The following is a 25,884-nucleotide window of genomic DNA, read 5'->3' as shown; positions in this document are numbered from 1 at the left end:
GGTAAGACTTTGACTGGAATGTTTGACGGGAGATCGTTCTCGGCGTAGATGGTGAATTGACGGAGGTGAGTCGGGGGGGCTGGGTGCCGGAGAAGCGCTAAGGGGTCCGATGACGGCTTATGTTCCGATCTTGAAAGCCAAGAAAGGCGAGACCGACGCGCTGCGGAACCTGACGATCCCGCCGGTCCAGATGCGACCGCTGTTGGAGGTGACTCCGCAGGAACCCAAAGAGAAAGACACTGCCGACGATGTGGCCGCCAAGTTCACCGCACGGGTGACCAAGTTCGCCAAGGCGCTGCGTGACGATGTGCCCGCAGAGGTGGTGTGCGCGATCGACACCGCGCTGGTAGATGGCGCGGACTATGCCGAGCAGGTATGGCAGCCCATCATCGAGGTGCTGACCGAGCAACTGATCCCCAGAGCGGTGAGGCCGGTGGTACGGCTCACCGATTCCCCTGGGCGCTTGGCCCAGGCACGCGCGGTCATCTCCGCCTTCGAAGACGGCGGTTGCCTGCGCCTGGAACCGGTGACTCGCCCCCTCTCCGTCGATGAGGCCACGACGGCCCTTGAGGGTCTACTGAGTGCCCTGGGTCAGGTTCCGCAGTGCATGGACCTGGTGATCGATCTGTGGGCGATCAGCGACGACGATGACGCCCAGCGTGCGTGCACAGCGGCCTTGGCGTGGCTGTCGTGGACCGACCTCAACCCCTGGCGGTCAGTAGCGGTGGCCAGCAGCGCATTTCCCAAAGACTTGACTGGCGTGCCTCTGGACACGGTGACGCCGCTCCTACGCCGGGACGCTGACCTGTGGCGGCAGGTTCGCCAGCACCCGGACGGCCGGCCGGTGGACTTCGGTGACTACGCGATCGCCCACCCCCTACTGGGCAAGGGGTTTCGGGGGTACCCCAACCTGCGCTACACCACCGGCACCCGGTGGCAAGTCTGGCGGCGGAGAACCCCGGAGCATCTAGGCAATCATCGGTTCTGCCTCATCTGCCAGAGCGTGCTGGCCTCCGAACACTGGACCGGGGAAGCCTGCTGGGGCGACGCGCAGATCGCCCTGCGGGCTGAGGAGTGTTCTAGCCCCGGGAGCACGACCGACTGGCGGGCGTTCGGAACATCTCGGCATCTGGCCGTGGTCACTGACCGCCTGGCCAGGCTTGGCGAGCCTTGAGCTGCGTGCACACCAGCCGCTGCAGCTCCGGCAGCGGCACCACCTCGGCCAGGCGTTCCCACACCAGCCAGCGGCGTGCCCGCTGCACCCCCTTGTGCTGACCACGGGCACGCAGGATTGCCAACGCCTCATCCCTCCACAGCAGTTGCGCCACCGCGAACGGTTCCTGCCCGGTGTTGACCGCGGCCGGCCGGACCTCACCCAACTCCACCGTGCCCACCTCGTCCTGGGCGGCGGAGGTGGCCCGGACGAGGCCCCACCAGTCAGGAACCAGGGCGGCGGCACGGGCCATGTACCGGTCGGTGGTGACTAGAGTGACGCGGTCGAGGACCCGCCCATAGTCGGCGGCCTGCCCTGCCAGTCGTTCCAGCGTGTCCTGATCGCTCTTGATCTCGAAACCGGCCAACTCGCCGTTGATCACTGCCAGGTCCACTCGGCGCGCGCCCGCACACAGCCCCATCTCGTGGCGGATCACCGTGTCCGCGTCGTTTCGGTGACGGTCCTGGAGCAGCGAGAGCAGGGACTGGCGTAACTGACGCTCTCCCAGCCGCGCGTCGCCCATTAGGCTCCCCCTTTCCCGGCCAGCCCACGACGTGCGGGGCGAACGTCATCAAGTGACCTCAGATCCTGACGCAAGCGCCCGGGAGGCGTCCAACGGACGCGCCCTAGGGGCGGGCGTCCCGGTCCGGGGCGTGGGGTTCGCGGCGACGGTGTGGCCGCGCCTCATGGAGGTGTTTCGGGTGAGGTGGCGGGTGGACGGGTTAGTTTTCTCACCTGCCGCCCGCCCGGCCCTCACTTGGCCGCTGAGCTGCGGAAAGTTAGGCGGGTTAGCCCGGTTAGGTGGGTTAGGCGACCGCCCCTCACAGGCCCCTGAGAATGGCTTTGGGGAGGGTGGCGGCCGTCTAACTCACTCGTTGTCGTCGAGGTCGGCGGTGGCCTTGTCGGCGATGGCGCGGCGCAGGTCGGCGGGGTCCAGGCGGGGCACGTTGCCCTTGTTGGTGGTCTTGACCCTCAGCTCGGTGAGCCGCTCGCGGAGCTGCGCGCCGGTCAGCGCGAGATACGGGCCCCAGGTGGGGGCCAGGTCGCGCAGCAGCGCGGGCACGTCGGCGAGCCGGACGCGTTCGGTGCCCAGCACCTCGTCGAGGTCGTCCAGCAGGTCACGCTGCTCAACCGTGGTGGGCTTGGTGTTGGCCTGCACCGGGGTGGCCGGGTGGACCTGGGTCATGGCGCGGGCGATGACGTCGGCGGCAGCGTCGTAGCCGGTGTCGTCGTCGACCTCGATGAAGTACCAGCGCAGCAGCTCAAACGGCGCGTCGGACACCCCGGTGATCAGGGAGGTTCCCCGGTCGCGTCCGGGCCGCAGCTCGGTCGCGCGGATACCGGCGGCGAACGACCCATCACCCAGGAACCCGTCGTTGGACCGCCAGGTCTTGACGTAGAAGCAGGCGTTCACCGACACGAGTTCGACGAGCTTGGGCGGGATGGCCTCCTTTCGGGACGACTGGGTGTCGAACATCAGCGTGATCGCGGTCTTGCGGGCGCGTTTGGCGGTCTTGGTCGCCAGCTCGGCGGCCTGGTCCCCGTAGGTGGGGTGCCCGAACAGCTCGTGGCATTCGGAGAACAGCGCCACGATCGGGTGCAGGTCGGCGTGCTGCTCGGCCAGGCTCCGGGTGACCTTCTTGGCTCCCAGCTCGGCGAGCCGGTTCTCCCGGCGTCCGACCTCGGCGTACAGCTCGTGCAGCCGAGCCAGCGCGGCGGCGGCGGTCTCGTCGTCCACGCCCTTGCGGTAGCGGGCCAGGCGGGGGGCGTAGGAGTCGAAGTCGCCGTTGTTGGCGAACACGAACACATCCAGCTCGGCCAGCGGGTCCAGCGCGGCACCGAGCATGACGACGCGGCAGGCGTTGGACTTGCCCTGCCCCATCTGCCCGCCGGCCACCACGTTGTTGGACACCACCGGCACGGTGATGGCGTCGCCGCGCGGCGACACCCCGCCCGGGACGCCGGTGAACACGTCCGCGGTGCCCTCGTGCAGCAGCGGGTACTCCGGGGCGTTGCGGGAGATGGCTCCGGCGTCGGCGACCCACAGGTCAACCGACCCGGCCTTGCCGGTCCCGGCCTTGTCGGCGTCGGACGGCCACACCTCGATCTCGGCGCGGTGCAGGTTGCGGGCCAGCACCGGCCGCAGGTCGGCGACCATTTCGGCGGTCACCCCCAGCGGGAGGGTGAACACCGTGTGGTAGCCCTGCCCGTCCCGCACGGGCTGCGGGTCGAACGTCGGCACCCACCCGTCCTTGAACGCCTTCTTCAGCTCGGGGATCTTCAGGTGCTGCAACGCCAGCACGATGGTGTCCGCGGTGACCACCATGTGCGTGTCGGCTCCTTCCTCGGCGGGTGCGGCCAGCCAGCCCGGCACTCCGGCGCCGCGGCGGCGGCCCTCGTTCCACAGCCACGCGGCCGTCGCCCAGGGCGCGATGGTCATGGTGGGCTCCCACGCGGCCTGTACCGCCACGGCGGTGCCGTGCACGACCATGGCGGCGGCCATCAGCGGGTCGTTGACCAGGGACGGGTCGTGTTCGGAGACCGCCATCGCGACCCCCAGGCCCAGCAGCGCGCCGACGCTGGTTCCGACGCTGACGGCGGCGGTCTTGGCGAACTGGACCGGGTTGGTGATCCAGTCCATGACCCGCTGGTGGCGGCGCTGGCGGGCCTGTTCGGCGCGCTGCTCCCAGTCGGCGACGGCTTCGAAGTCCCCGGCGGCCTCGGCCGCGCGCATCATCCGCTCATAGCGGGAGTTGGTCTTGGCCTCCCACACCCGCCGGGCCACCACACCCGCCCCGACCGGCACATACCAGGCGTTGCGGGCCACGAACTTGGTCCGGTCGTCGGCGGCCACCGCGCCCAGCGCGCGGGCCAGCCACGCCGCGTCGGAGCGGTAGCCGTGCCACCGCGCGTACGCCTGTTCACGCTGGCTGAGCATCCGGGCGTACTGCTCGGCGGTCAGCACCCGCCCCGACACCGCATCGCCCTCGGCGTCCCCGGGTTTGCCGGGCTGGTCGTGCTGGTCGTGCTGGTCAACGGGCAGCCGCACCACGGTGGCAAGCTCGCTGGCCCTGCTGGTGTTGCTGGCGCCGTCCATCACTCGCTCTCCTCACTTGCGTCGATGGCCGTCGTTGCGGCCGTGTTCAACCGGCGGTGCCGGTGGGCCTGGCGGGCTTCCTGCGCCGCCCATGCACTGGCCGCCCCGGCTGCCAGGACCGCGAACCACCAGGACACGGTCACCGCCAGGCCCAGCGGTGCACCGACGCCGGCCAGTTCCACCAGGTGCCAGCGCACCCACACCACCAGCGGATCGGCCGCCTCCTCCTCCCACCGCACGGGGGAGGAGGAGGCACCGAAACTCGGCGGCGGCCCAGGCAGCGGGGAGGCTCTGTCCGGCTCGCCCCGGTGTCCCGGCTCACTCATCTCGGTCGTCACCTCCACGTAGCTCGTCGCGGACCTGCCGGGCGGTGTCCATCCCGCACCGCAGGACTTGCCGCAGGGCGTTGGCAGACGGCGTGGCGGGCAGATCACCCGAGGCGATCAACGACCGGGCCAGGATGGTCAGCGCGGCCACGTGGTCCCGCTCCACACCGTTACCCGGGGGGTTACCGGCGGGCCGGTCGGTGTTGGCGTTTGCGCTGTACGCGGGGGCAGTAAGGGGCCCGGTAACGCCGGGATGGGCCGGGCGGTGGTCCAGGCGGGCGAAGGCCTCCAGGATGATCGGCAGCGCGGTCACCACCGCCACCGCGACGACCGGGCCCAGGATGTGCAGCACCAGTCGGGACACCTGGAAGGTGTCGGCGACGCCGGGCAGGTAGGGCCAGGCGTTCATCGTCAGCGTCAGGCCCAGGAACCCGTACTCGATCCGGTCCAGCTTCTGAGAGTTGATCGGCTGCCCTCGGGTGCCCAGGTATGCCTTGGCGCCGACCACGGTCAGCAGCGCCAGCGACATGAACGGCTCCACCAGCCACGCGAACACCCACGCGGGCGTCCAGTCCTTGGCCTCACCGGCGGCGAACGTCTGGACTCCGGCGGTTGACCAGGCCAGCGCCAGCGTCAGCGCCACCATGCCCGCGGCCACCAGCAGGCGGCGCATCCGCGCGGCCTGCCATGCCCGCATCGCCGGGTCCTGCCCCAGCTTGTGGAGCCGGGACGCCTCGTGCGCCTTGCGGCGCCGCTTGCGGACCCGGCCCGAGTCCAGCAGCAGGGGCGTGTCGTCGTCTTGCAGCTCGGCGAGGCGGTGCGCCTCGGCGACCTCACCGGCAAGCTTGCGGACACGCCGGGTCCGGCCATCAGCACCCTCGTCCGTTGCCGGGCCCTGCGCGGGCGGCTCGCTGGGCGGCTGGGTGGGCGGCTGGGCGGCAAGGTATGCCTCCAGGGCGTTGATGCCCTGCCCGACCTCGTCAGGGTCGGGAGTCGAAGCCTGAGCGGTCATCGTCTGCCTCCTTCACGTTCGGTCGGGTCGCCATCGCCGCTGTCATCGCCGCTGTCGTCGAGCCGGACGGCCTCCATCCAGGACGCGCCTGCGGCGAGGTGCTCGGCGGCCTGGTCATAGGTGACGTAGCCGGTGGGCGGGTAGTCGGCGAGGCGCTCGCGCAGGTACTCCAGCGACCACGCCAGGCCGACGTCTCGCTTGGTGAGGGTCTCCAGCACCACCACGGTCAGGCTGAGCCGCTCGGCGAGGATCTTCGCGCGGGTCTCCTCGTGGCCGACGGTCGCCGCGTAGGGGATCGCCAGGGCCTCCAGGACGGCGTCGATCACGGCCCGGGTCTCGGGGTTGAGGGCGGTCATCGTCTTCCTCCTTGGTGGGCCACCGGCCCGGACGTCCCGGCCACCGAGGTCAGCGCGTCGGTGGCCAGCTCGGCGACACCATCGACGGCGGCGGCCACGACCACCGCTGTGAGGGACACCAGCCGCAGCGCGGCCACCGCAAGGACCAGCAGCAGCGCGGCCAGCAGCGGAAGCACACCCGTGCGCCGCACCATCTGCGCCGTACTCACACCACCGCCCCCTCACGGGCCGGCGGCGAGTCGGGCCGCGCGGCAGGCCCCTGCACGGCAGTCCCCTGCGCGGCCAGGCCCACGGTGTCGGCGAGGCGGCGGCACCGCTCGGCCGCCTCCAGCGCGACCGTGGCTCCGGCCGGGTGCGCGGCCTGGGCGGCCGCCTGGGTCATGCGCAGCGCCCGGCTGCGCAGCGCCACCACGATCACACGCGCGTCGCTGGAGCTGATCTCCACCACGAGGCTCTCCTTTCGGTCAGGCGCGGCCGAGTTCCCACGGGTCCGCGCAGGTCAGGCACGCCCCGATGCGTTGGGGCAGGACGTAGCCCGCATCGCGTCCGCAGCGCGGGCAGGTGCGCCGCGCAGCCAGGGCTTTGGCCAGCGCACGCAGTTGGGCGGGGGTGGCGGGGCGGCGCGGCTTGGCCAGCCGCACGTCGTACAGGTACGCCGCGCGGGTCCACCCGTCGCGGGCCGCTCGCCGGGAGCGCCACAGGATCTGGCCCGCCACCGGCTGCCCGCCCGGGCACAGCCCGCGGTCGCGGAGCTGTGCCCGGGTGAGCAGGTGCGCGGGCGCCTGGCCCCAGGACCACGTCGGGACACCCCAGCGGTCACCGGCCGGATCCATGAAGGCCAGGCTCGCGGCGGCAGGCATCGCTACCGGCCCGAAGCGCCGATGACTTCAAGCGGGGTGACCTGACGCTCGCACTTGGAGCATCGGGCGCTGGTCATGGTCGCCTTCACCGGCGCTTTGCAGCACGCCGAGATCCGCGCGGCCATGTCAGTGGCTCTCCCGGCACCGCGCGGCCTCGGCCGGGGTGTCGTAGCAGGTGCCGCACGTGGGGCACTCGTTCCACGAACTCATCGCGCGGTCACCGCCCGCCGGGGCACGTGCCGGTGCCCGAGCACACCGGGCACGTCCGGTTGGTGGAACCGAGCTTCTTCGCGCCACCGCAGTAGTGGCAGGCCTGGGCCCTCACCACGTCCGACACGTGGCGGAGCAAACGCAGGTACGTCATGATGGGACTTCCTTCCTGATGGAGGGGCCCCGGGGCGCTAGTGCTTGGTCGTGCGGGCGTCCCGGGGCGCAACGTGCCGCACCGTGGCCGGTGCGGGGGCGGCGGTTCTGCCGTTCCGTGAGCCGCTCACCCCTCTGGGGGGCGGGGTGAGCGGCAGGACGCAACGCCAGAGGGCGCGCGTCCTACTGGGCCTTGCGGACCTTGACCTTCACACCGGCCTTGCGGGCCGCCGCCAGGCGCCGGTCGAGGTCGGCCTTGTCGTGGATCAGGGCCGAGTCCCCGCGTTCGCCGGTCACCGAGTTGGGGACATCGGCGCTGAGGATCCACTTTCCTGCCATCGTTGCTACTTCCTTCCGTGCAGGTGGGTGGTGGCGGTTCCCCGGGCGGGGGCGCCGTCCAGGGCGGTGCGGAGCATCGCGGTATGGGCGGGGAAGACCTGGCCGTCGTGGACCTCGGCCAGGACGCCGGTCAGGACCCTGTAGGAGGGGGCCGGGACCCATTCGGCGCGGCGGGCATCGTCGACGCCGGCCACGCGCGGGAAGTCCAGGATGTCCACGCGCGCCAGGTCGGCGATGCTCAGCACGGTGACCATCCACGCCTCATCCGAGGCGCGGGGGTCGGGCACGTACCGCGGCGCGGTCGCGGTGAAGTACGAGGCGGACAGGACAAGCCCGGTCTCCTCGGCCAGCTCCCGCGCGGCGGCGGCGGCCGGGGTCTCGCCGGGGTCGACGAACCCGCCGGGCAGCGCCCAGCCGTGCCCGTCGCCGCGCTCGACCATGAGGATCCACCGGCGGCCGGACGTGTCGTGCAGCGACACCAGCGCATCGGCGGCCAGCGCCTCGCCCCAGTGCCCCAGCTCATTACGACCCCGGCTCACCGAGGTCTTCTCGCACGGGTTGACCGGCCGCCCGTCGACGACCTTGAACGGGATCGCCGCGGCGGCCTGCCGCGCCTCCCAGTCGATCCGGGTCGGATCCATCTCCGGGTCGGCCCACGCCGCGCCGTCGCGAATGCCCTGCAGGACGGACGGGTGCGTGTACGTGCGGGGATTGGTGCGCCTCATGCGGTCGTAGTGCCGGGTCAGCGCGGCATGGACCGCGGCGGTGTCGGCGGTGCTCATTGGTCAGGCCACCTCGTTGAGGTCCGGGGCGAACAGGTTGAGGTCGGACAGATCGACGCCGGACAGGTCGACGGCGAGTTCGGCGGCGGTGAAACCGGCCCACACCCCGAACTCGGGGCGGATCTGCATCGCCAGCTCCAAGCACTGGGCCCGCAGCGGGCAGGACTCGCACACCTGCGCGGCCACCAGCTCGCGGGCCGCACGCTCGTCCGGCGACTCCTCGCCGTCCGGGCCGGTGTGCAACTCGGGATCGAACCGGCACTGCGCGCCGGTGACGGGCCTGCCGCGCAGGTCCATCGCACCCAGTGCGGTCATCGCGGGCAGCTCTTCCAGGGGCGTCGCGGTCATCCCAGCGCCCCCGCGAACCGGCCGACCGCGTCGAAGAACTGGTTGATCAGAGAGGCGGCCTTCTCTGGGTTCTGGAAGGCGAACACCGCGATCACCAGACCGGTGATCCAGGGCCCGAGCTTGCCTTTCTGCGGCATCACAGTGGGTCTCCTTTGCTTGGTCGACTGGCAGGCGGTCTGCCTGCGGCCGGGGGGGTGTCGCCTGAAGTCAGGCGGCTATCTGGCCGGAGGCCAGCAGGGCGTTGAGGGTGCCGGTCGGCAGCGCGCGGTCGGGCTGCGCGGTGAAGCGGGTGGTTTCAAACAGCCACCACCCGGCCTGGCGGCTCTGGGCGGTGACGAACTGGCGGACGCGGTCGACCTCCAGGCGCGCGGCCCGGTGACTGTCGAAGGGACCCAGCGCGAGCGCGGCGTGGGCTCGGGCGCTGGTCCGCACCGTGACGTAGAACCCCGTCGCTCCCACCTGAGCGGGAGCCGGAACACAAGCGGCGGGACCAGAAGAGGCTGCGAGGTGCATCCGGCTACTCCAAACATCGAAGGGGCGGAACGAACGGGGAGAAGCGCGCCGTCCCCACCGCGCTGTGTGCGGCGGGGACGGCGACCGGTTGACGTTGCCAGCCTTCGGACCAGGGCGTTCATGCGTAGAAGGTGTCTTCGGGAGCGTGCTCCCGTTTCAGGCGGAGACGTGGGTCACGTCTCAGGCCCTCCGGTTGACCAGGGGTCCGGGTCCCTCGGCCCCATCTACCCGGGGCCCCTTGTCGTGCAGCTCGAAACAGCCCAAAGAAGGGCCCTTCCGGCTGTCTTCGCTTCGTTCGCGGCGACATGCTCAACATAGGCAACCTGCTTAGGCAGGTCAAGAGAGTTGGGTAAGTCGACCATGTTGAACATGTGACCTAACATGGAGGGATGAGCCTTGACCCGGACGACCCGCGACCGCCGTATCAGCAGGTCAGCAGCTCTCTGCGAGCCGCGATTCTCACGAAGAAGGAGGGGTTCGCCCCTGGTGACAAACTTCCTTCCGGCCCTGAGCTGGCCCGGCGCTACACCGTGGCGCGCGGCACTGTGGACAAGGCCTTGGAGCTGCTTCGGAGCGAGGGACTGATCATCACTCGCCAGGGCAGCGGGTCATTCGTGCGGGAGCGTACGGAGCGGCCCGTAGGGCTCAGGCCCCACATCGAAGCGGCGTTTGCCGAACCGCAGGTCACCCTAGACTTCGCGGGGTTCTCCAGCGAAACGCTCTACAACGCCATGCAGGAACCGCTGGACAAGATCCGTTCGGGTCGACTCACCCCTGAATCGATCACGGTGCGTCTGCTCCTGCCGGACACGACCGTACCCATGGCGGTCCCTGTTCTTGTCGACGGACTACGGGACGAAGTCGCGCTGCGTGACCGGGCGCGGAACATCGCGCTGACGAACGCCGGCGGTATCGAGCACTCCGTGGGAGTGCTCGCGGAGTACGGACTGGTCAAGTCCGTCAGCGTAGAGGTGCGCGTACACAAGGCTTCCAGTCTGTTCAAGCTGTACATCCTGAACCGGAAGGAAGCCTTCTTCGGGTTTTACCCGTTGCGGGAGCGGTCCCTCTCGCTTGAGGGTGAGCCGCGTACATTCTTCGACGTCACCGGTAAAGACACGACCCTCTTCCACCACTCCGCTGGACCGGATGACGCCTCGCTGGGTTCGCTCTACATTCAGCAGGCTCAACTCTGGTTCGACAGCGTGTGGAACACCATCGCCTACGAGCGGCAGCCATGAGCACGAACCATCTCGCCGATGTGCTTCGCCCCGTCAAGCACGTACTGCTCGACTTCGACGGTCCAGTCTGTTCAGTCTTCGCCGGTCTGCCCGCACCCGAGGTGGCGCGTCGGCTGTACGGTGCGCTCCTTTCCACCCTCACAGTGGATGCCCCCGCTGATTGGGCGACGGAGACAGATCCGCTCGCCCTGTTGCGGCACGTCGCCGATGCGCGTCCGGACTTGGCGGCGACCGCGGACAGGACGCTGACACGGTTGGAGGTGGAGGCGGTCGCGAGCGCTGAGCGGAACGCCGGTGGGGAAGCCGCCATTCGTGCCTGTGTCGAGTCGGGCCGCTCCGTCTGGATCATCAGCAACAACTCGGGTGCCGCGATCCGCGACTATCTCGATGCTCACGGGCTCGCCGACGTCATTGCTGGAGTGTTCGGGCGAGTACCGGGCGACCCCACATCCATGAAACCCAGTCCCCGCCTGCTCCTCGATGCCCTGGCCGGCGCGTCCGCCGCACCCGAGTCCTGCATCCTTATAGGCGACGCGGTCCGAGACGTACAAGCTGGCCACGCCGCGAAAGTGGCCACCATCGGCTATGCCAACAAGCCCGGCAAGGAAGCCAAATTGACGGCAGCAGGGGCGGTGGTGGTGACCGACTCGATGGAGGGCCGTCGCGGATGCTCTCGTCTGACCATCCGGCTTTGGCTGAGCACCTTGACCGTCTTCGACAGATAAAAGGGGCTGCTTAGCTTTTCCTTACTCGCTTCAAGAGTTGAGCGAACAAGTTCTCTCTCGCCAGGTCGCCGACATCAAGGCAGCCGAGCAGAGAATTTCGGGCGGTATCCGGATCTTTGAAACCTTTCCTATCTTCCCGGAAAAGTTGAGCGTGACATTTCTTGAGATAGAGGCACAAGTATTCAATAAAGTCATGCCCGTTCACTGCGTATGCCATCACTTCAGTGACACTTTCTCGCAGTTCTTGGAATTTTTGCACCAAGGCGTCTGGATCTGCTTTGCGTGAAGGCTTACTTGAATGAGCGAGAAGAGATTCTCGTAGTATTCTCTCTGCATCGACGGTTAGTTTGTCATTTTCCACGCCAATGCGGCGTTTGAGAACTATTGGCGGCGAGCCGGGAGCATTGTGGAGTACCCAGCGCAGAACGAAGAGATCGATAAGCCCGCCCGAGATAGCTGCCAAGATCGGGCCAGCATCAATTTCTTTAGGAGCCCGGAGCACAACGCGCAGATATTTTGCTATCACCTTCTCGTTGCAACAATACAGTTCGATCGAGGCATAATCCGTAATCAGCAGGTGCTGCAGATTCGGTACAGTGCGTTCAAAAATCAGATCATAATCGGCGTCAATCACAAAAGACATTCCATGTACAGTCCGGTCGCTTTTGGTAAAATACTTAGCGGCGTCCACTATAATCTTTCGATTATTTGTAATGTCTAAATCAGGAATCCGCTCTTTGGCGTCTTCAAGGTCGATGAGATCTCGAATCGCGAAAACTGGTATGTCCAACTCGTGCGAATCCAGAAACCAGCTGATTAGAGAGGCGTCGACCCGCCCTTCAGTTACTACTTCATGTAGGCCGGGCTCCAACTCGTGAAGAGTTATGAGTTCTTCCAGGGTTCGACCTATTGCTGTCAATCTTCCCGCACCTCGGCTAGATAAGGACGATGGCGAGTCACAATCTCAATGGAGTGAGTTGCGAGGATGAACTGGACGTTCGAACCATGCACTAGTTCAAGTAGGGCTTCTACGAGCCTTCTTTGCCACTTAACGTTCAGGCTCAGTTCTGGCTCGTCAATCAAGAAGAGACCAGTTGTTTCTCGCGCGAGAAAAGCGTTGCAAAATAGAAGCATTAGTTGACGCTCACCCGACGAGAGTTGGCCTGGGGATAGAGTAGTTGGTCTTCTTTCGATGGTTTGGATGCGAAGCCCTCGCGCGGGACTATACGTAACTTTCTTATCGGCTAGAAAGGTATTAATGTTGCTTACGAAGACGCGTACGAGTTGTTCAGTCTCTTGCAGTGAGTCCAGGCGAGCATTCTGCCCTTCTACATAAGGTGCAATGATGCTCGCGGCGAGGTCCTTTCGTGTAGCAGGGACCGCGTCCATCAAAGAAGTCAGCTGCCTGGCAGAGATGGGCGGAACTAGGCCGAATTCCGCAAAGCGAACGGTACGTGTCTGCAACTCTATAATGCTTTCTCTAACCCCTTCAAAAGAAGTTTCGCTTGAATCGCCAGCACCAGCCGATGCAAGATGTGTCAACACTTCGCGGTAGATGTGCTCCGCGCTTTGGGACCCTGCTTGGGCGCCGCTAAATAGCTGCTGGCGCAGCCAGTCGTTGGTTCGCTTTATGGCGCTTGACAGCTCGAGCGCTACAGAGGAAGCAGCCGGAGTCGGTTGTTCGCGCTTGCGGTTGATGCGCGGTTCAGTACCTTCCGGTTCGTCTGCATACATCTGTCGATCGTCGGCAAGCAAGTATGGCACCGTGCCAATTTTGTGTAGATATGCCGCAAAATAATCAGTTCTATCATTGAAAAACGAGGTAGTGAAACTATCAAGCAATTTGTCTGAATATCTGTCTTCGATTATCTTTCTAGCGCTCGCGGGAAGAGTCTCTAGTCGCTCTCTCATTCGTTCGTTGTGAGGGTCCGGATCCCCGCCGCCTATAGGGTTTATCCTCCCTTCAGGGTCCAAGGTGTAAGGCTGACGAACTAGGGGCTCGTTTTTGGCATTGAAAACCTCGATGCTGTAGTCGCCGGTAAGTTCTTCCTCATCAGTTCTCGTGATACGGATAAGATGTCCTGCTCCGAGGAGAACCTCCATAGACCTAAATGGAGTTCTGGCTATGCGAGTCCGATGTCCACTTTTCTCGGAAGGAGAAAAAAGGTCCCAAAGGAGACGCATGATCGTGGTCTTCCCGCTGCCGTTGTCGCCATAGAAGAGCATAAGTGCTGGCCCTCCCTTTAGGGCCACCTCGTGCTGAACTGGACTTATTCTATAAGAATACCTACCAAAAAGCTTGTTTATTCTGATCTCTGATATTAGGTACCCGCGCTTTATTTTTGGAGCACTCCCTGCTATCTCCGCTTTAGCCATTGCCTGCTCTCGATCGGGTGAGTTGTTAAGTGGAGTTGGGTCGTTGAAACTGGGCGCGATTATACCATCGCATCGTTTTGCTTGCCCCTAGGTGTCCGAAACTGGCCGAGATGCGCGGGATTGTCGCCCTCGCATCGCATCGAAGTCTTACGTCCTATAGGGAGTGGGAAAGTTGCATAGGCGGTGCTTGGGCGCCACGACGACAGTCTTGCAGTTGCGCTGCAAGGTGAGCCGAATGCCGACTTGAATGCGCCCGGGCTCAAGCGGCGGTTATCGCCTCTCTGTTGTCGCCATCTGCCCCGCGGGCCACCAGCTCGCGGGCCCGCGCTCGTCCGGCGACTCGTCGCTGCCCCGGGCGGGTGTGCAGGTCGGGATCGAACCGCCACTGCGCATCGGTGATGGGCTTGCCGCGCAGATCCACACCGGCCGGCGCAGCCCAGCAGAGCCCGAGTCCGTACCGTGGACACCTGTTCGGGCCGTCTGTGGGCCGTCAGGGGGCGCCCCAGAGCGACCAGTAACGACCACGGACGACCGCTCTCCCGCTGGTCAGGACTTCGAAGGGTTACAGCGTCTGAGGCAGTCGGCCTTGAGCATCAGTTCCTGCGCAACAAGCGCCAGGAGTGGGAGGACTACCGCCGCCAGGTGACCGAATTCGAGCGGAAGCGCCTCCTGGCCGTCCTCTGAGGCCCGCACCGGAATACGGTTGGTCTCGTGACCGAGTCCTGGACTTCCGACCGCCGTCCCTCGCTCGCCGGACGCCTGGCGCGGCTCGGGTTCACCCACGCGGCGCGGGCGGAGCGCCTGATCGCGGAGGCCGAGCGGGAGGGCGCCGCACCCGGTGACGCCCTGCTCGACGCCCTCGGCGCCACCGCCGACCCCGACCTCTCGCTGGACGGCCTGCTGCGCCTGCTCCCCGCCGCCGGCGGCGAGCTGCGCGAGGTGCTGGCCGCAGAGCCGGGCACGCGGGAGCGGCTGACCGCGGTCCTCGGGGTGAGCGCGGCGCTCGGCGACCACCTGGCGCGGCATCCCGACCACTGGCGGGTGCTGCGCGACGGCGTCGCGGGCCCGCTCGGAAGCCCCCGCGCCGACCTGCTGGCCGCCGTGGGCGCCGACCCGGCGGCGAGCGAGCCGGTGGCGCGCGGCGAGGACGCGCTCGCCGCGCTCCGCGTCGCCTACCGCCGCCGCGTCCTGGCGCTGGCGGGCCGCGACCTGATCGGCGTGGCGGACGTCGCCGAGGTCGCCGCCGAGCTGGCCGACCTCGCCGCCGCCGCGCTGGAGGCCGGCCTCGCGATCGCCCGCGCCGAGGTCCCCGGGCACGAGGCGTGCCGGCTCGCCGTGATCGGCATGGGCAAGTGCGGGGGCCGCGAGCTCAACTACGTCAGCGACGTCGACGTGATCTTCGTGGCGGAGGCGCGGGGCGCCGGCGAGAACGGCGAAGGCGCGGACGAGGACGCCGCGCTGCGCACCGCGACCCGGCTGGCGTCGGCGATGATGCGGGCCTGCTCGGCCACGACCGAGGAGGGCGCGCTCTGGGAGGTGGACGCGGCGCTGCGCCCCGAGGGCAAGTCCGGGCCGCTCGTGCGGACGCTCGCCAGCCACCGCGCCTACTACGAGCGGTGGGCCAAGACGTGGGAGTTCCAGGCGCTGCTGAAGGCCCGTCCCGTCGCGGGCGACGCCGACCTCGGCGCCCGCTACCTCGACACGATCACCCCGATCGTGTGGAAGGCGGCCGAGGGCGAGAGCTTCGTCGAGGACGTCCAGGACATGCGGCGCCGCGTCGAGGCCGACCTGAACCAGCGCACCGCCGACTCCGAGCGGCAGCTCAAGCTCGGGCCGGGCGGGCTGCGCGACGTCGAGTTCGCGGTGCAGCTGCTCCAGCTCGTCCACGGCCGCGCCGACGAGACGCTCCGCAGCCGGGCCACGCTGGACGCGCTGGCCGACCTGTCCAGGGGCGGCTACGTCGCGCGCGACGACGCGGCGGCGCTGGCGTCGGCCTACCGGTTCCTGCGCCGCGTGGAGCACCTCGTCCAGCTGCACCGGCTGCGCCGCACCCACCTCGTCCCGGACGACGAGGCCGGCCTGCGCCGCCTCGGCCGCGCCCTCGGCCTGCGCACCGACCCGGTGGGGGAGTTCACCGCGCTGTGGCGGCGGCACGCCCGGGAGGTCCGCCGCATCCACGAGAAGCTGTTCTACCGGCCGCTGCTGCGGGCCGTCGCGCGGCTGCCCGGCGAGGAGGCCCGGCTCACCCCGCAGGCGGCCCGGATCCGGCTGGAGGCGCTCGGGTACGCCGACCCGGCCGGCGCGCTGCGGCACATCGAGGCGCTCACCTCGGGCGTGTCGCGGCGGGCCGCGATCCAGCGGACGCTGCTGCCGGTCATGCTCGGGTGGTTCGCCGACGCGCCCGACCCCGACGCGGGCCTGCTCGGGTTCCGGCAGGTCAGCGACGCCCTCGGGACCACGCCCTGGTACCTGCGGCTGCTGCGCGACGAGGTGACCGTCGCCGAGCGGATGGCGTGGGTGCTCGGCTCCAGCCGGTACGCCACCGACCTGCTGCTGCGCGCCCCCGAGGCGGTCGCCCTGCTGGGCAGCGACACCGGCCTCGCGCCGCGCCCGCACGAGGCGCTGCGCGCGGAGGCGCTCGCCGCCGCCCGCCGCCACCGGGAGGGCGCCGGCGGCCGCCCCGCCGAGGAGGCCGCCGGGGTGGTGCGGGCGCTGCGGCGCCGCGAGCTGTTCCGCGTGGCCGTCGCCGACCTGCTCGGCCTCGTGGACGTCCGGGAGGTGGGGGAGGCCCTCACCGGCATCTCCGCCGTCACCCTCGAGGCCGCCCTCCAGATCGCCGTCAACAAGATCGAGATGGAGTCGCGCGGGCCGCTGCCGACCCGGATGGCGGTCGTCGCGATGGGCCGGTTCGGCGGGCACGAGCTCGGCTACGGCAGCGACGCCGACGTCATGTTCGTCCACGACCCGCTGCCCGGCGCCGACGAGCGCGCCGCCGGGCGCGCCGCGCACGCCGTCGCCGAGGAGCTGCGCCGCCTCCTCGCCCTGCCCGCCCCCGACCCGCCGCTGGTGATCGACCCGAACCTGCGCCCGGAGGGGCGGCAGGGGCCGCTCGTGCGCACGCTCGCGTCCTACGCCGCCTACTACGCGCGCTGGTCGGAGCCCTGGGAGGCGCAGGCCTTGCTGCGCGCCGACCCGATGATCGGCGACCCGGGGCTGTGCGAGCGGTTCCGCGCGCTGATCGACCCCGTCCGCTGGCCGGAGGACGGCATCGACGAGGACGCCGTCCGGCAGATCCGGCGGCTGAAGGCGCGGATGGAGTCCGAGCGGCTCCCGCGCGGCGTCGAGCGGCGCCTGCACACCAAGCTCGGGCCGGGCGGGCTCGCCGACGTGGAGTGGGTCGCGCAGCTGCTCCAGCTCCGGTACGCCCACGAGGTCCCGGCGCTGCGCACCACCCGCACGCTGGACGCGCTGGACGCGGCGGTCGGGGCGCGCCTCCTGGACGCCGAGGACGCGGAGATCCTGGCCGAGGCGTGGTGCATGGCCACCCGGATCCGGGGGTCGCTCATGCTGGTGCGGGGCCGCGCGTCCGACCTGCTGCCGACCGACCACCACCGGGAGCGCAGCTCGGTCGCCCGCGTCCTGGACTATCCCGGGACGGGCGACCTCCTGGAGGACTACCGCAGGCACGCCCGCCGCGCCCGCGCCGTCGTGGACCGCGTGTTCTACGGAGCCGAGTGAGCCCCGGAACGGTCCGTCCGCCGTCCGGCCCGCTGATGGAGCCGGTGCGTCACGCGGGCCCTGGCCAGCAGGAGCGGTGCGGGGCAGCGCGTGTAGAGGATCCACGAGACCCACAGCGCGCCGCCGATGAGCGCCATGCCCGCCACCGCGTCCAGCACGTAGTGGTTGGCGGTGGACAGGATCACGATCACGGTGGTCGCGGGGTAGAGCGCGCCGAGGAGCTTGGCCCAGTTCTGCGACGCCAGCCTGACCAGCACCAGCCCGCACCACAGCGACCATCCGGCGTGCATGGACGGCATGGCCGCGTACTGGTTGGTCAGGCTCCCGGACGCGTCGCTGGCGTACAGGCCGAGCGAGTGCAGCGCGGTCACCGGGTCGACGAAGCCCTCGCTGTGCAGGAACCTCGGCGGCGCCAGCGGGTACAGCCAGAAGCCGATCAGCGCCACCCCGGTCGCGATCATGATGGACGTGCGGAGCCACCGGTAGTGCTGCGGCCGGTAGCGGTACAGCCAGACGACGATGGCGAGCGTCACGATGAAGTGCATCGTGGCGTAGAAGACGTTCGCGGTCCGCGCCAGCCAGGGCACGGTCAGCAGCGTCTGGTTGAGGTGCAGCTCGAAGTCCAGCCCCAGGAAGCGCTCGGCGCGCAGGATCTCGTCGGCGTGCGCGAACGCGGGCCCGGTGCCGTCCTGAACCAGGACGATCCGCGTCAGCGTATAGCCGGTGTAGAACAGGACGACCAGCAGGAGCTCGCGCCATACCGGGGGCGCGGTGATGATCCGGCGCCGCATTCCGGTGGCGCCGGCCTCGCTTCTGCGGGCCGCTGGGGGGGCGGATTGAGCCATGCTACCTATCTTTGCCGCCGGGGCCTCGTATGAGATCACCGCGACGAATGGTCTTCATCTCAGACCTGAGTAGTACGACCCTGATGCGGTATCCGGACTTTCGGGGGAGGGCCTCAGGGACGCTCGGGGGATCCCCGCGCCGCCCGCCCCTCCGATCGAGCCCATCGAGTTGATCAGGAGTCAGCATAGAGGGCCATGGGTAGGTCCCGATCGCTTCAGGCGATGCGATCGGAGGGACGAATGGCCAGGTATCGGGGGACATCAGGCGTGGTGCCGGCGGGCGCCACGACCCTGGCCGCCTTAACACTCCTCTCACTCCCGGGAGTGACGGGTTCCGCGCGCACGTCGCCCGGAGGGCTCCGCGCTGCGACCGGAACCCCTCCGGCGGCGACCGGTACCGCGTCCGTGGCGGGCGATACCCCGTCCGCGGCGATCGACACCCCGTCCGGGGCGGCCCCGAGGCTGACGTGGGGGCGCTGCACCGGACTGCCGTCCCCGCCGCCCAAGAGCAAGCCGCCCCGCGGGCTGCGCTGCGCGGCGCTCCCGGTGCCGCTCGACCACGCCCGGCCGTCCGGCGAGAAGATCGAACTCGCCCTGATCAAGGTGCCGGCGACCGACCCGCGCCGGCGCATCGGCTCGCTGGTGTTCAACTTCGGCGGCCCCGGCGGGGAGGGCGTCGACACGCTCGCGCAGTCCGCCGGCCAGTACGCCGACCTGCGCGCCCGCTACGACCTGATCGGCTTCGACCCCCGCGGCGTCGGCCGGAGCAGCCCGGTGGCCTGCGTGGACGACCGCCGCATGGACGCGATCGCCGCGATGGACGACAGCCCCGACACCGCCGCCGAGGAGCGGGCGTACGCGGCCGGCCGCGCCGACTACGTGCGCCAGTGCGAGGCGCGGTCGGGGCGGCTGCTGCCGCACGTCGGCACCGCCGACGCCGCCCGCGACCTCGACATGGTCCGCGCCGCCGTCGGCGACGAGCGGCTGCACTACTTCGGCATCTCCTACGGCACCTGGCTCGGCGGCAACTACGCGCACCAGTTCCCCGCCAGGGTGGGACGGGCCGTCCTGGACGGGGCCGTCGACACCAGGCTCGGCCGTGCCGACCTCGCCCTCCAGCAGGCGGCCGCGTTCCAGCGCGCCCTCGGCGGCTTCGGCGCCGCCTGCGCGCGCCTCGGGAAGAAGGGGTGCCCCCTCGGAACCGACGGCCCGTCCGTCGTTGCGTCCATCGGCCGGTTCCTGGACGGTCTCGACCGCGCTCCGCTCCGCACCTCGTCCGGGCGCAGGCTCACCCAGAGCCTCGGCACGACCGGCGTCGCCGGCGCGCTGTACTCCCGGGACGCCTGGCCGTACCTCGCGCAGGGCCTCGTCGACGCGGTGAAGCGCCGCGACGGGTCGCTGCTGCTGATGCTCGCCGACGTCCAGAACGGGCGGCGCCAGGACGGCACCTACAGCAACCTCTCCGCCGCCAACACCGCCATCACCTGCGCCGACGGCGCCGACCGGCCCTCCGTGAGCGACGTGCGGCGGCTGCTGCCGCGGTTCCGCGGGGCCTCGCCGATCTTCGGGACGTCGCTGGCGTGGGGCCTGCTGCAGTGCACGGGCTGGCCGGTCAAGGGCGACCCCGCCGGGCGCGAGGTGTCCGCCCCGTCCGCCGCGCCGATCCTCGTCGTCGGCAACACCGGAGACCCGGCCACCCCGTACGCGTGGGCGTCCGCGCTGACGGAGGCGCTCGGCGGCCGGGCCACCCTCCTCACGCTCAGGGGAGAGGGGCACGGCTCCTACGACACCGGCGACCCCTGCGTCCGCGAGGCCGTGCACGCCTACCTCCTGCGCGGCGCGGTGCCCGCCGCGGGCGCGACCTGCGGCTAGCGGTCGCCGAGCCCACCGGGCCGCGCCGATCCTGTCAACATCTGCCCCTTGAACCGACCGCTGGTTCGGACTGGTCTAGACCGCGAGGTCTATCGAGGAGGCTGGATGAACGGCGGCCGAACCATCACGTCCATCGTCGCGATCGCGGCCCTCGGGCTCGCCCTGGCCCCGCCCGCCCGCGGCCGGGCGCAGGCGCCGCCGGGCCGCGGCTGCGACCCCGGCGCGATCCTCGCGCGGATGACCGACGCCGAGAAGGTCGGCCAGCTGGTCATGGCGGTCACCGAGGACGGCCCGGACGGGATGCCGTCCGAGCGGACCCGCCGCGCCGTCCAGGAACTGAAGATCGGCTCGGTCATCACCTCCGAGCCGCGCACGCCGGGCCTCGCCGCCCGCTACGCCAACCGGCTCCAGCGCTGGGCGCGGGACACCCCGTCCGGCCTGCCGCTGCTCGTCTCCGGCGACTTCGAGTTCGGCACGACCCACAACGTCCGCGAAGGCACCACGCCGCTCCCGAACGCCATGGGGCTCGGCGCCGCCCGCGACCCGGCGCGGGCCCGCGCCGCGGCGGCCGTCACGGCCGCCGAGGCCCGCGCGATGGGGTTCCACTGGAACTACGCGCCCGTCGCCGACGTCAACACCAACCCCGCCAACCCGATCATCGGCGTCCGGTCCTTCGGGGAGCGCCCGGGCCTGGTCGGCGGGCTCGTCGGGACGCAGGTCCGCGCCTACCGGCGGGCCGGGATGATCGCGACGCCCAAGCACTTCCCAGGGCACGGCGACACCGAGACCGACAGCCACCTCGGCCTGCCGTCGGTGACCTACGACCGCGCCACGCTCGACCGCGTCCACCTGCCCCCGTTCCGCCGGGCGATCGCGGCCGGCGCCGACGCGATCATGACGGCGCACGTGGTGGTGAAGGCCGTCGACCCCGACCTGCCCGCCACGCTGTCGGAGAAGGTGCTGACCGGCCTGCTGCGGCGGGACCTGGGCTTCGACGGCGTCATCGTCACCGACGCCATGGACATGGACGCGATCGACGCGAACTGGGGCACCCGCGAGGCCACCGTGATGGCGGTCCGCGCGGGCGCCGACGTGATCATGTCGACCGGCGACCACGCGGCCCACGCGCAGGCCGTGGACGCCCTGGCCGGCGCCCTGCGCGACGGGACGCTGGCCCGGGAGCGGGTCGACGCGTCCGTCCGGCGCGTCCTCGCGCTGAAGTGCCGGTACCGGGTCTTCGACCACCGCTACGTCAGCCCCGCGGCCGCCGAGCGGATCTCCGGAAACCCCGACTTCCTGCGGCAGGCCCTGTCGGCGGGCATCGCCGCCACGACACTGGTGCGCAACGAGGACCGGGTGCTCCCGTTCGACCCCGGCTCGGACGCGCGGACGCTGGTCGCGGGCGTCGTGCAGACCGGGGAGTTCGCGAACGAGGTGGCCGCGCTCGCGCGCGGCCCGGTGACGACCTGGCAGGCCGCGACCACCGACCCCACCGACGCCGAGATCGCCGAGGCCGTCCGCCGCGCCCGCTCCGCCGACCGCGTCCTCGTCGCCACCTTCTCGTCCGGGACGCTCCCGGCGGGGCAGGCGCGGCTCGTCCGGGCCCTCCAGGCGACGGGCAGGCCGGTCGCGGCCGTGGCGACCGGCCTGCCGTACGACATCGCCTCGTACCCGTCCGTGCGCGCCTACCTGGCGACCTACGGGACGACCGCGCGGACCCAGCGCGTGGACCTGACCATGCACAGGGCCGCCGCACGCGTCGTCTTCGGCGCGCAGCCCGGCGGGCGCCTGCCGGTCACGATCAAGGGCCTGTACCCCTACGGGCACGGCCTGCGCTACTGAGGGCGGACCGGGTGCGCCGCCCCCGGCGCACCCGGGCCCGCTACACCACCTGATCGACCTTCATCGGCTCCCGCAGCGCGTTGCCGACGGTGCAGTACTTCTCGTGGACGCGCGCGGCCACGGCCTTCAGGACGTCCTCGGCCTCGTCGTCCCCTTCGGGCAGCTCGACGTCATAGGTGACCGTGATCGTTCCGAGCGTGCTGGTGGCGACCTTGTCGGCCTGGACGGTCGCGGCGAGCCGCGCCATCCGGTGCCCCCGCTTGGCCGTCAGCGGCTCGACGGTGACCAGCTCGCAGCCGCCGAGCGCCGCCAGCAGCAGCTCGACCGGCGTGAAGGCGCCCTCGGCGTCCCCATCCCCGATCGCGACCGCCGCGCCCCGGCCGTTGACGGCCCGGAAGCCGTCCTCGGTGCGCTCCACCCTGACCTCCGCCATGACATCCCTTTCGATCGGCCGGTCTCCGCCCCCCGGTGAACGCGGACGCCCCCGGCGTTCTTCCCTACGTCCCGAGTCTCTCCTGCTCCTGCGCCACGATCTGCCGGGCGAGGTCGCGCTCGGAGATGTCGACCGCGTCGGGAGTCTGCTCCGCCAGGTCGCTGCGCCGCGCGTACTCGTCGAAGAGCATGGTCTTGACGTGCAATATCTCCAGCATCCGCTCGTCGACGCTGCGGGGCGTCAGCAGCCGGTGCACCTGGACGGTCCGCACCTGCCCCATCCGGTGCGCCCGCGCGACCGCCTGCGTCTCCATGGTCGGCTTCACCTGCGGCTCGCAGAGGATCACCACCGACGCCGCCTGCAGGTTGAGCCCGACCCCGCCGGCCTGGATCTGCGCGAGCAGCACGGCGTGCCCCGGCTCGGCGGTGAACGCGTCCACGATCTCCTGCCGCCGCGCCGGGGGCGTCTCGCCCGAGATCGGCCCGCGGGCCCGCGGCCCGAGCGCCTCCCCGACGGCGGCCAGCACGTCGCGGAAATAGGAGAACACCACGACCTTCAGATCGTTCTCGGCGGCCTCGACCACCAGCTCCTTCAGCCGGTCGAGTTTGGCCGACCGCTTCGGGACGGCGTAGGCGGCCCGGCGCATCGCCATGAAGTTCCCCGCCGCCACGGCCCTGCGGTACGCGGCCGCGTCGGCCCGGCTGAACTCCTCCAGCTCGTCCACGTGCACGACCTCGGGCAGCTCGACGAGGACGTCCCGCTGGTTGCGCCGCAGATACACCGGCGCGACCGCCGACCGGAACGCCCGCGCCCCCATCGCCGCGTCGTGCGGGCGGACCCGTCCGGCCACGTCGGGCCGCAGGTGGGCCACGAGACTCCGGAACTCCTCGACCCGGTTCTCCATCGGCGTCCCGGTGAGGAACAGCACGTGCTCCGTCCTGCGGCACCACCGCGCGACGGCCTGGGCGCGGCGCGTCTCGTGGTTCTTGGCGTAGTGGGCCTCGTCCACCACGAACATGCCGATCTCGACGTCCTCCGGGACGTTCAGCGAGTGCAGCGTGGCGAGCGTCGTCACGGCGATGCCGCCGTCGCCCGCCCACTTGCGCAGCGCCGCCGCGCGCCCGGACCCGTGCAGCGGGTGCGCGGCGATCGCGCTGCGGGTCTCGATCTCCCGGACCCAGTTGATCAGGACGCTCGCCGGGCACGCCACCAGGAAGTGCGTCGCGCCCCGCGCCCGCAGATGGGCCATCGCCGCGATCGCCTGGACCGTCTTCCCGAGCCCCATCTCGTCGCCCAGGATCACCCGCTTCTGGACGAGCGCGAACCGCGCCCCGAACGCCTGGTACCCGCGCAGCGACACCCGGCGGAACCCGTCGTCGAGCGGCTGGGCCTTGACCCGCGCCGCGAGGTCGCCCGGCAGGAACCCCTCGGCGGCCTCCCGCTCCGGGTCCGCCGCGGCGAGCTCGGCCAGGAGGGTCTGGTAGTCGGCCGCCCGCAGCTCGAAGTCGATCCAGGCCTCGTCCGCCGGCACGTGCGGCCGCAGCAGGTCCACCGACGCCTGGGAGATCAGCAGCCGGGTGCCGCGCGCCTCCTCGCCGGCGAGCGCCTCGGCCAGCTCGCCGACCGCCTCCCGCGCCCGCTCCCGCCGCGCCGGCGGCGTGAGGAGCCTGCGCCACCACGACCCGGCGGGCCGCGCGTCCTGCACCAGCGGCCCGACGCGCTCGTCCACCTCGTCGGCGGCCGCGCGGGCCCGCGGCAGCTCCGGACCCGCGTTCACCAGGCGGTGCAGCGCGACGACGGCGGGCGTCATCGCCTCGTCCCGCCGGTCGACGTCGATCCGCACCGTCGTCGAAGCCTCCGCCGCCTCGGCCAGGCTCCCGGCGGCCGCATGGAGCTGCTGCGCCGTCTGGGGCCCGATCCCGGGCAGTAGCTGGAGCCTGTACGGGGTCGAGTCCAGCACGTCCACGACGCTGGTGAACCCGGCCTCCTCCAGAGGCCCGAGCCGCAGCCGCCCGTCCGTGACGTCCTTCAGCCGGGCCAGCGGGATCGACTTCAGCTGCTCCCGCGCCGCCTCCGCCCGCAGCGGCGCCAGCGCCGCGTGCACGTCGGCCAGCGCCCGCCGATGGTCGGCGACCAGGTCCCGCGCGGCCTCCAGCAGCGAGTACCCGCCCCTCAGGACGTCCTTGGCCTCATGCGCCATCCCGACCCCTAACCCGCGCGCTCGGCCCACATGATGCCACCCGCGTCCCGGTGCACCGACCGCCCGACGCGGCGCCCGCCCGGCACGATCCGATCCGATCCGATCCGTCAAGCCCTCCACGGTAGGCCGCCCCACCGACAACGCCGGGCGATGACGGCGGGCTTCAGGGCGCGTAGGGGTCGACCAGAGTCATGGGAGTGCGCGCGATCTCCAGGGCGTCCTCGGGGAAACGCGGGCCTTCCGTGTAGTAGCGGGCCCGGGTGCGCCCGACGGGTGCCAGCACCTCGGCGGCGACGAGATCACGGAGGTCGCGCTGGGCCTGCTGAAGGCTGAGTGCCTCAGAGCGCTCGTACCGGAGGCGGCGCACCCGTCCGGTCATGGCGACATCATGCAGGGCGGTGACGACGCGCTCGTCGCGGCCAGTACTGTCCGCGAACGATGTCAAAGCCTGCCAGATCCTCCCCGCGCGTCGGATGCGGCCTTGCACCGTCTGCGCCTGCTGGTGGTACGCGGTGAGATTGAACCGGATCCAGGCGGAGACGTCCTGGTCGGGGACGTAGTGTGAGCCGCGGTCAGCCAACTGGCGGTAGTAGTCCCAGGTGTTGCCCGGCCGTCCGAGCCAGGCTTCGATGGACGAGAATTCAGGGGCGAGGACACCCTCCCGGGCGATCAGCAGGGTCTGCAAGGAACGCGACATCCGGCCGTTCCCGTCGGCCCAGGGGTGGATGGAGACCAGGTGGAGGTGCGCCATCGCCGCCCTGATCAGCGGGTGGGCGTCGCAGGTGTTGAGCCAGTCGACCAGTTCCTCCATGAGCGAGGGGACTTGGTCTGCGTCAGGGCCCGTGTACGCGGCGATGCTCGGGTCCCGAGGATCGGTGACGTAGACGGGGCCCCCGCGCCACTGTCCGGCGGGCTTGCGGGGGCTGTGGCGGTGGCCTTGGAGCATCCAGTGCAGGGCGTTGAGCAAGCCCTTGCCGTAGGTGAAGTCCTCCACGTCGTGAAGGGTCTGGATGTACGTCATCATCCGCTGGTAGGCGAGGGTCTCCTCGCGGTTCTCCTCTGAGACCTCGACGTCCCGCTCGCCTTCCATGAGGTCTTCGACGTCCACCGTGGCCACTTTGAAGCCTTCGATGGAGTTGGACGCCGCGACGGCGTCGGCCGTGAGGAACTTCCGCAGACCCTGCGTCCACCTGGAGGGCGAGCCGTGCACCTGATGCCGCAGGAGCCTGCGCATCTGGTCGATCTCGTCAAGTACGCGGGTGTCCTCTGAAGACAGGCCCGGCGTCGGATAGAGCATAGGATAACGATACTTTGACATAGTCACCACGTCAAAGCTTTCGGTCGGCCGCCACCCCCGACTCGGTGACCCGGAAAGCCGGTTGCGGGCCGCCCGCGTCGGCCGATCC

The 25,884-nt window shown here is 70.1% G+C and carries 26 protein-coding genes; 6 read left to right on the top strand and 20 right to left on the bottom strand.

Annotated elements, in window-relative coordinates; all coding sequences use genetic code 11:
* Positions 1 to 130: 130 nt before the first annotated feature.
* Entirely contained in the window at positions 131 to 1,174 is a 1,044-nt protein-coding gene (locus BJY14_RS07780) for a beta family protein (RefSeq protein WP_179842991.1), read from the top strand.
* Here BJY14_RS07780 and BJY14_RS07775 read toward each other — a convergent pair.
* From BJY14_RS07775 to BJY14_RS07710, 14 genes are all read right to left on the bottom strand, one after another.
* On the bottom strand, positions 1,140 to 1,736 hold the full coding sequence (locus BJY14_RS07775; protein ID WP_179842990.1) for a sce7726 family protein: 597 nt from the start codon (positions 1,734 to 1,736) through the stop codon (positions 1,140 to 1,142). The genes BJY14_RS07780 and BJY14_RS07775 overlap by 35 nt on opposite strands.
* Before the next feature lie 345 nt (positions 1,737 to 2,081).
* A complete protein-coding gene (locus tag BJY14_RS07770; protein ID WP_179842989.1) occupies positions 2,082 to 4,310 on the bottom strand; it encodes a cell division protein FtsK in 2,229 nt (742 codons plus the stop codon).
* Positions 4,310 to 4,549 carry a hypothetical protein gene (locus BJY14_RS07765; protein WP_179842988.1) on the bottom strand — a complete coding sequence of 80 codons (240 nt, stop codon included), beginning with the start codon at positions 4,547 to 4,549 and terminating at the stop codon, positions 4,310 to 4,312. Before BJY14_RS07765 ends, BJY14_RS07770 begins: the two co-directional genes overlap by 1 nt.
* Positions 4,550 to 4,628: 79 nt before the next feature.
* On the bottom strand, positions 4,629 to 5,648 hold the full coding sequence (locus tag BJY14_RS07760; RefSeq protein ID WP_179842987.1) for a conjugal transfer protein TraI: 1,020 nt from the start codon (positions 5,646 to 5,648) through the stop codon (positions 4,629 to 4,631).
* Positions 5,645 to 6,004, bottom strand: a complete 360-nt coding sequence (locus BJY14_RS07755) for a hypothetical protein (RefSeq protein ID WP_179842986.1) — start codon at positions 6,002 to 6,004, stop codon at positions 5,645 to 5,647. Before BJY14_RS07755 ends, BJY14_RS07760 begins: the two co-directional genes overlap by 4 nt.
* Positions 6,001 to 6,213 (bottom strand): hypothetical protein, encoded by a 213-nt coding sequence (locus BJY14_RS07750; protein ID WP_179842985.1) that lies wholly within the window; start codon positions 6,211 to 6,213, stop codon positions 6,001 to 6,003. The genes BJY14_RS07755 and BJY14_RS07750 overlap by 4 nt, the downstream gene beginning before the upstream one ends.
* On the bottom strand, positions 6,210 to 6,452 hold the full coding sequence (locus BJY14_RS07745; protein WP_179842984.1) for a hypothetical protein: 243 nt from the start codon (positions 6,450 to 6,452) through the stop codon (positions 6,210 to 6,212). Before BJY14_RS07745 ends, BJY14_RS07750 begins: the two co-directional genes overlap by 4 nt.
* Positions 6,453 to 6,468: 16 nt before the next feature.
* Positions 6,469 to 6,837: an RRQRL motif-containing zinc-binding protein gene (locus tag BJY14_RS07740; protein WP_246395843.1), complete on the bottom strand. Its 369-nt coding sequence runs from the start codon at positions 6,835 to 6,837 to the stop codon at positions 6,469 to 6,471.
* 244 nt (positions 6,838 to 7,081) lie between these two features.
* Positions 7,082 to 7,228: a hypothetical protein gene (locus BJY14_RS07735; protein ID WP_179842982.1), complete on the bottom strand. Its 147-nt coding sequence runs from the start codon at positions 7,226 to 7,228 to the stop codon at positions 7,082 to 7,084.
* Between the two features lie 182 nt (positions 7,229 to 7,410).
* Positions 7,411 to 7,566 carry a hypothetical protein gene (locus BJY14_RS07730; protein ID WP_179842981.1) on the bottom strand — a complete coding sequence of 52 codons (156 nt, stop codon included), beginning with the start codon at positions 7,564 to 7,566 and terminating at the stop codon, positions 7,411 to 7,413.
* A gap of 5 nt (positions 7,567 to 7,571) precedes the next feature.
* Entirely contained in the window at positions 7,572 to 8,348 is a 777-nt protein-coding gene (locus BJY14_RS07725; RefSeq protein ID WP_246395841.1) for an NUDIX domain-containing protein, read from the bottom strand.
* Between the two features lie 3 nt (positions 8,349 to 8,351).
* The gene (locus BJY14_RS07720; protein WP_179842980.1) at positions 8,352 to 8,696 is read right to left on the bottom strand and encodes a WhiB family transcriptional regulator; all 345 of its coding nucleotides are present in this window, start codon (positions 8,694 to 8,696) and stop codon (positions 8,352 to 8,354) included.
* Positions 8,693 to 8,833: a DUF5357 domain-containing protein gene (locus tag BJY14_RS07715; protein ID WP_218905198.1), complete on the bottom strand. Its 141-nt coding sequence runs from the start codon at positions 8,831 to 8,833 to the stop codon at positions 8,693 to 8,695. Before BJY14_RS07715 ends, BJY14_RS07720 begins: the two co-directional genes overlap by 4 nt.
* A gap of 70 nt (positions 8,834 to 8,903) precedes the next feature.
* Positions 8,904 to 9,155 (bottom strand): hypothetical protein, encoded by a 252-nt coding sequence (locus tag BJY14_RS07710; protein ID WP_179842978.1) that lies wholly within the window; start codon positions 9,153 to 9,155, stop codon positions 8,904 to 8,906.
* 443 nt (positions 9,156 to 9,598) lie between these two features.
* Here BJY14_RS07710 and BJY14_RS07705 point away from each other — a divergent pair, with 443 nt between their 5' ends.
* Both BJY14_RS07705 and BJY14_RS07700 read left to right on the top strand, forming a co-directional pair.
* Entirely contained in the window at positions 9,599 to 10,447 is an 849-nt protein-coding gene (locus BJY14_RS07705) for a GntR family transcriptional regulator (RefSeq protein ID WP_179842977.1), read from the top strand.
* A complete protein-coding gene (locus tag BJY14_RS07700; protein WP_179842976.1) occupies positions 10,444 to 11,172 on the top strand; it encodes an HAD family hydrolase in 729 nt (242 codons plus the stop codon). Before BJY14_RS07705 ends, BJY14_RS07700 begins: the two co-directional genes overlap by 4 nt.
* A 10-nt stretch (positions 11,173 to 11,182) precedes the next feature.
* Here the strand turns inward: BJY14_RS07700 and BJY14_RS07695 are convergent, their stop codons facing one another.
* Entirely contained in the window at positions 11,183 to 11,962 is a 780-nt protein-coding gene (locus BJY14_RS07695; RefSeq protein ID WP_218905196.1) for a DUF4435 domain-containing protein, read from the bottom strand.
* Positions 11,963 to 12,087: 125 nt separating this feature from the next.
* On the bottom strand, positions 12,088 to 13,548 hold the full coding sequence (locus BJY14_RS07690) for an AAA family ATPase (protein WP_179842974.1): 1,461 nt from the start codon (positions 13,546 to 13,548) through the stop codon (positions 12,088 to 12,090).
* A 711-nt stretch (positions 13,549 to 14,259) separates the two neighbouring features.
* On the opposite strand from BJY14_RS07690, the gene BJY14_RS07685 reads away from it, so the two are divergent.
* On the top strand, positions 14,260 to 17,286 hold the full coding sequence (locus BJY14_RS07685; RefSeq protein ID WP_179842973.1) for a bifunctional [glutamine synthetase] adenylyltransferase/[glutamine synthetase]-adenylyl-L-tyrosine phosphorylase: 3,027 nt from the start codon (positions 14,260 to 14,262) through the stop codon (positions 17,284 to 17,286).
* Here BJY14_RS07685 and BJY14_RS07680 read toward each other — a convergent pair.
* A complete protein-coding gene (locus BJY14_RS07680; RefSeq protein ID WP_246395839.1) occupies positions 17,271 to 18,131 on the bottom strand; it encodes a phosphatase PAP2 family protein in 861 nt (286 codons plus the stop codon). The genes BJY14_RS07685 and BJY14_RS07680 overlap by 16 nt on opposite strands.
* Before the next feature lie 405 nt (positions 18,132 to 18,536).
* Between BJY14_RS07680 and BJY14_RS07675 the strand changes: the two genes are divergently transcribed.
* Positions 18,537 to 20,003, top strand: coding sequence for an alpha/beta hydrolase (locus BJY14_RS07675; protein WP_218905194.1), 1,467 nt, complete (start codon positions 18,537 to 18,539; stop codon positions 20,001 to 20,003).
* A 105-nt stretch (positions 20,004 to 20,108) separates the two neighbouring features.
* Positions 20,109 to 21,845: a glycoside hydrolase family 3 protein gene (locus tag BJY14_RS07670; protein ID WP_179842971.1), complete on the top strand. Its 1,737-nt coding sequence runs from the start codon at positions 20,109 to 20,111 to the stop codon at positions 21,843 to 21,845.
* A gap of 40 nt (positions 21,846 to 21,885) precedes the next feature.
* Here the strand turns inward: BJY14_RS07670 and BJY14_RS07665 are convergent, their stop codons facing one another.
* The 3 genes from BJY14_RS07665 to BJY14_RS07655 form a co-directional block, all read right to left on the bottom strand.
* The gene (locus BJY14_RS07665; RefSeq protein ID WP_179842970.1) at positions 21,886 to 22,278 is read right to left on the bottom strand and encodes an OsmC family protein; all 393 of its coding nucleotides are present in this window, start codon (positions 22,276 to 22,278) and stop codon (positions 21,886 to 21,888) included.
* A 64-nt stretch (positions 22,279 to 22,342) separates the two neighbouring features.
* Positions 22,343 to 24,478 carry a DEAD/DEAH box helicase gene (locus BJY14_RS07660; protein ID WP_179842969.1) on the bottom strand — a complete coding sequence of 712 codons (2,136 nt, stop codon included), beginning with the start codon at positions 24,476 to 24,478 and terminating at the stop codon, positions 22,343 to 22,345.
* A 163-nt stretch (positions 24,479 to 24,641) separates the two neighbouring features.
* On the bottom strand, positions 24,642 to 25,775 hold the full coding sequence (locus BJY14_RS07655; protein WP_179842968.1) for a Fic family protein: 1,134 nt from the start codon (positions 25,773 to 25,775) through the stop codon (positions 24,642 to 24,644).
* Positions 25,776 to 25,884: the final 109 nt, after the last annotated feature.

Origin of the sequence: Actinomadura luteofluorescens (assembly GCF_013409365.1) — a bacterium.
Taxonomy (GTDB): domain Bacteria; phylum Actinomycetota; class Actinomycetes; order Streptosporangiales; family Streptosporangiaceae; genus Spirillospora; species Spirillospora luteofluorescens.
Note: the sequence above shows the minus strand (reverse complement) of the source record. Positions and strands in the feature narration are given on the sequence as shown.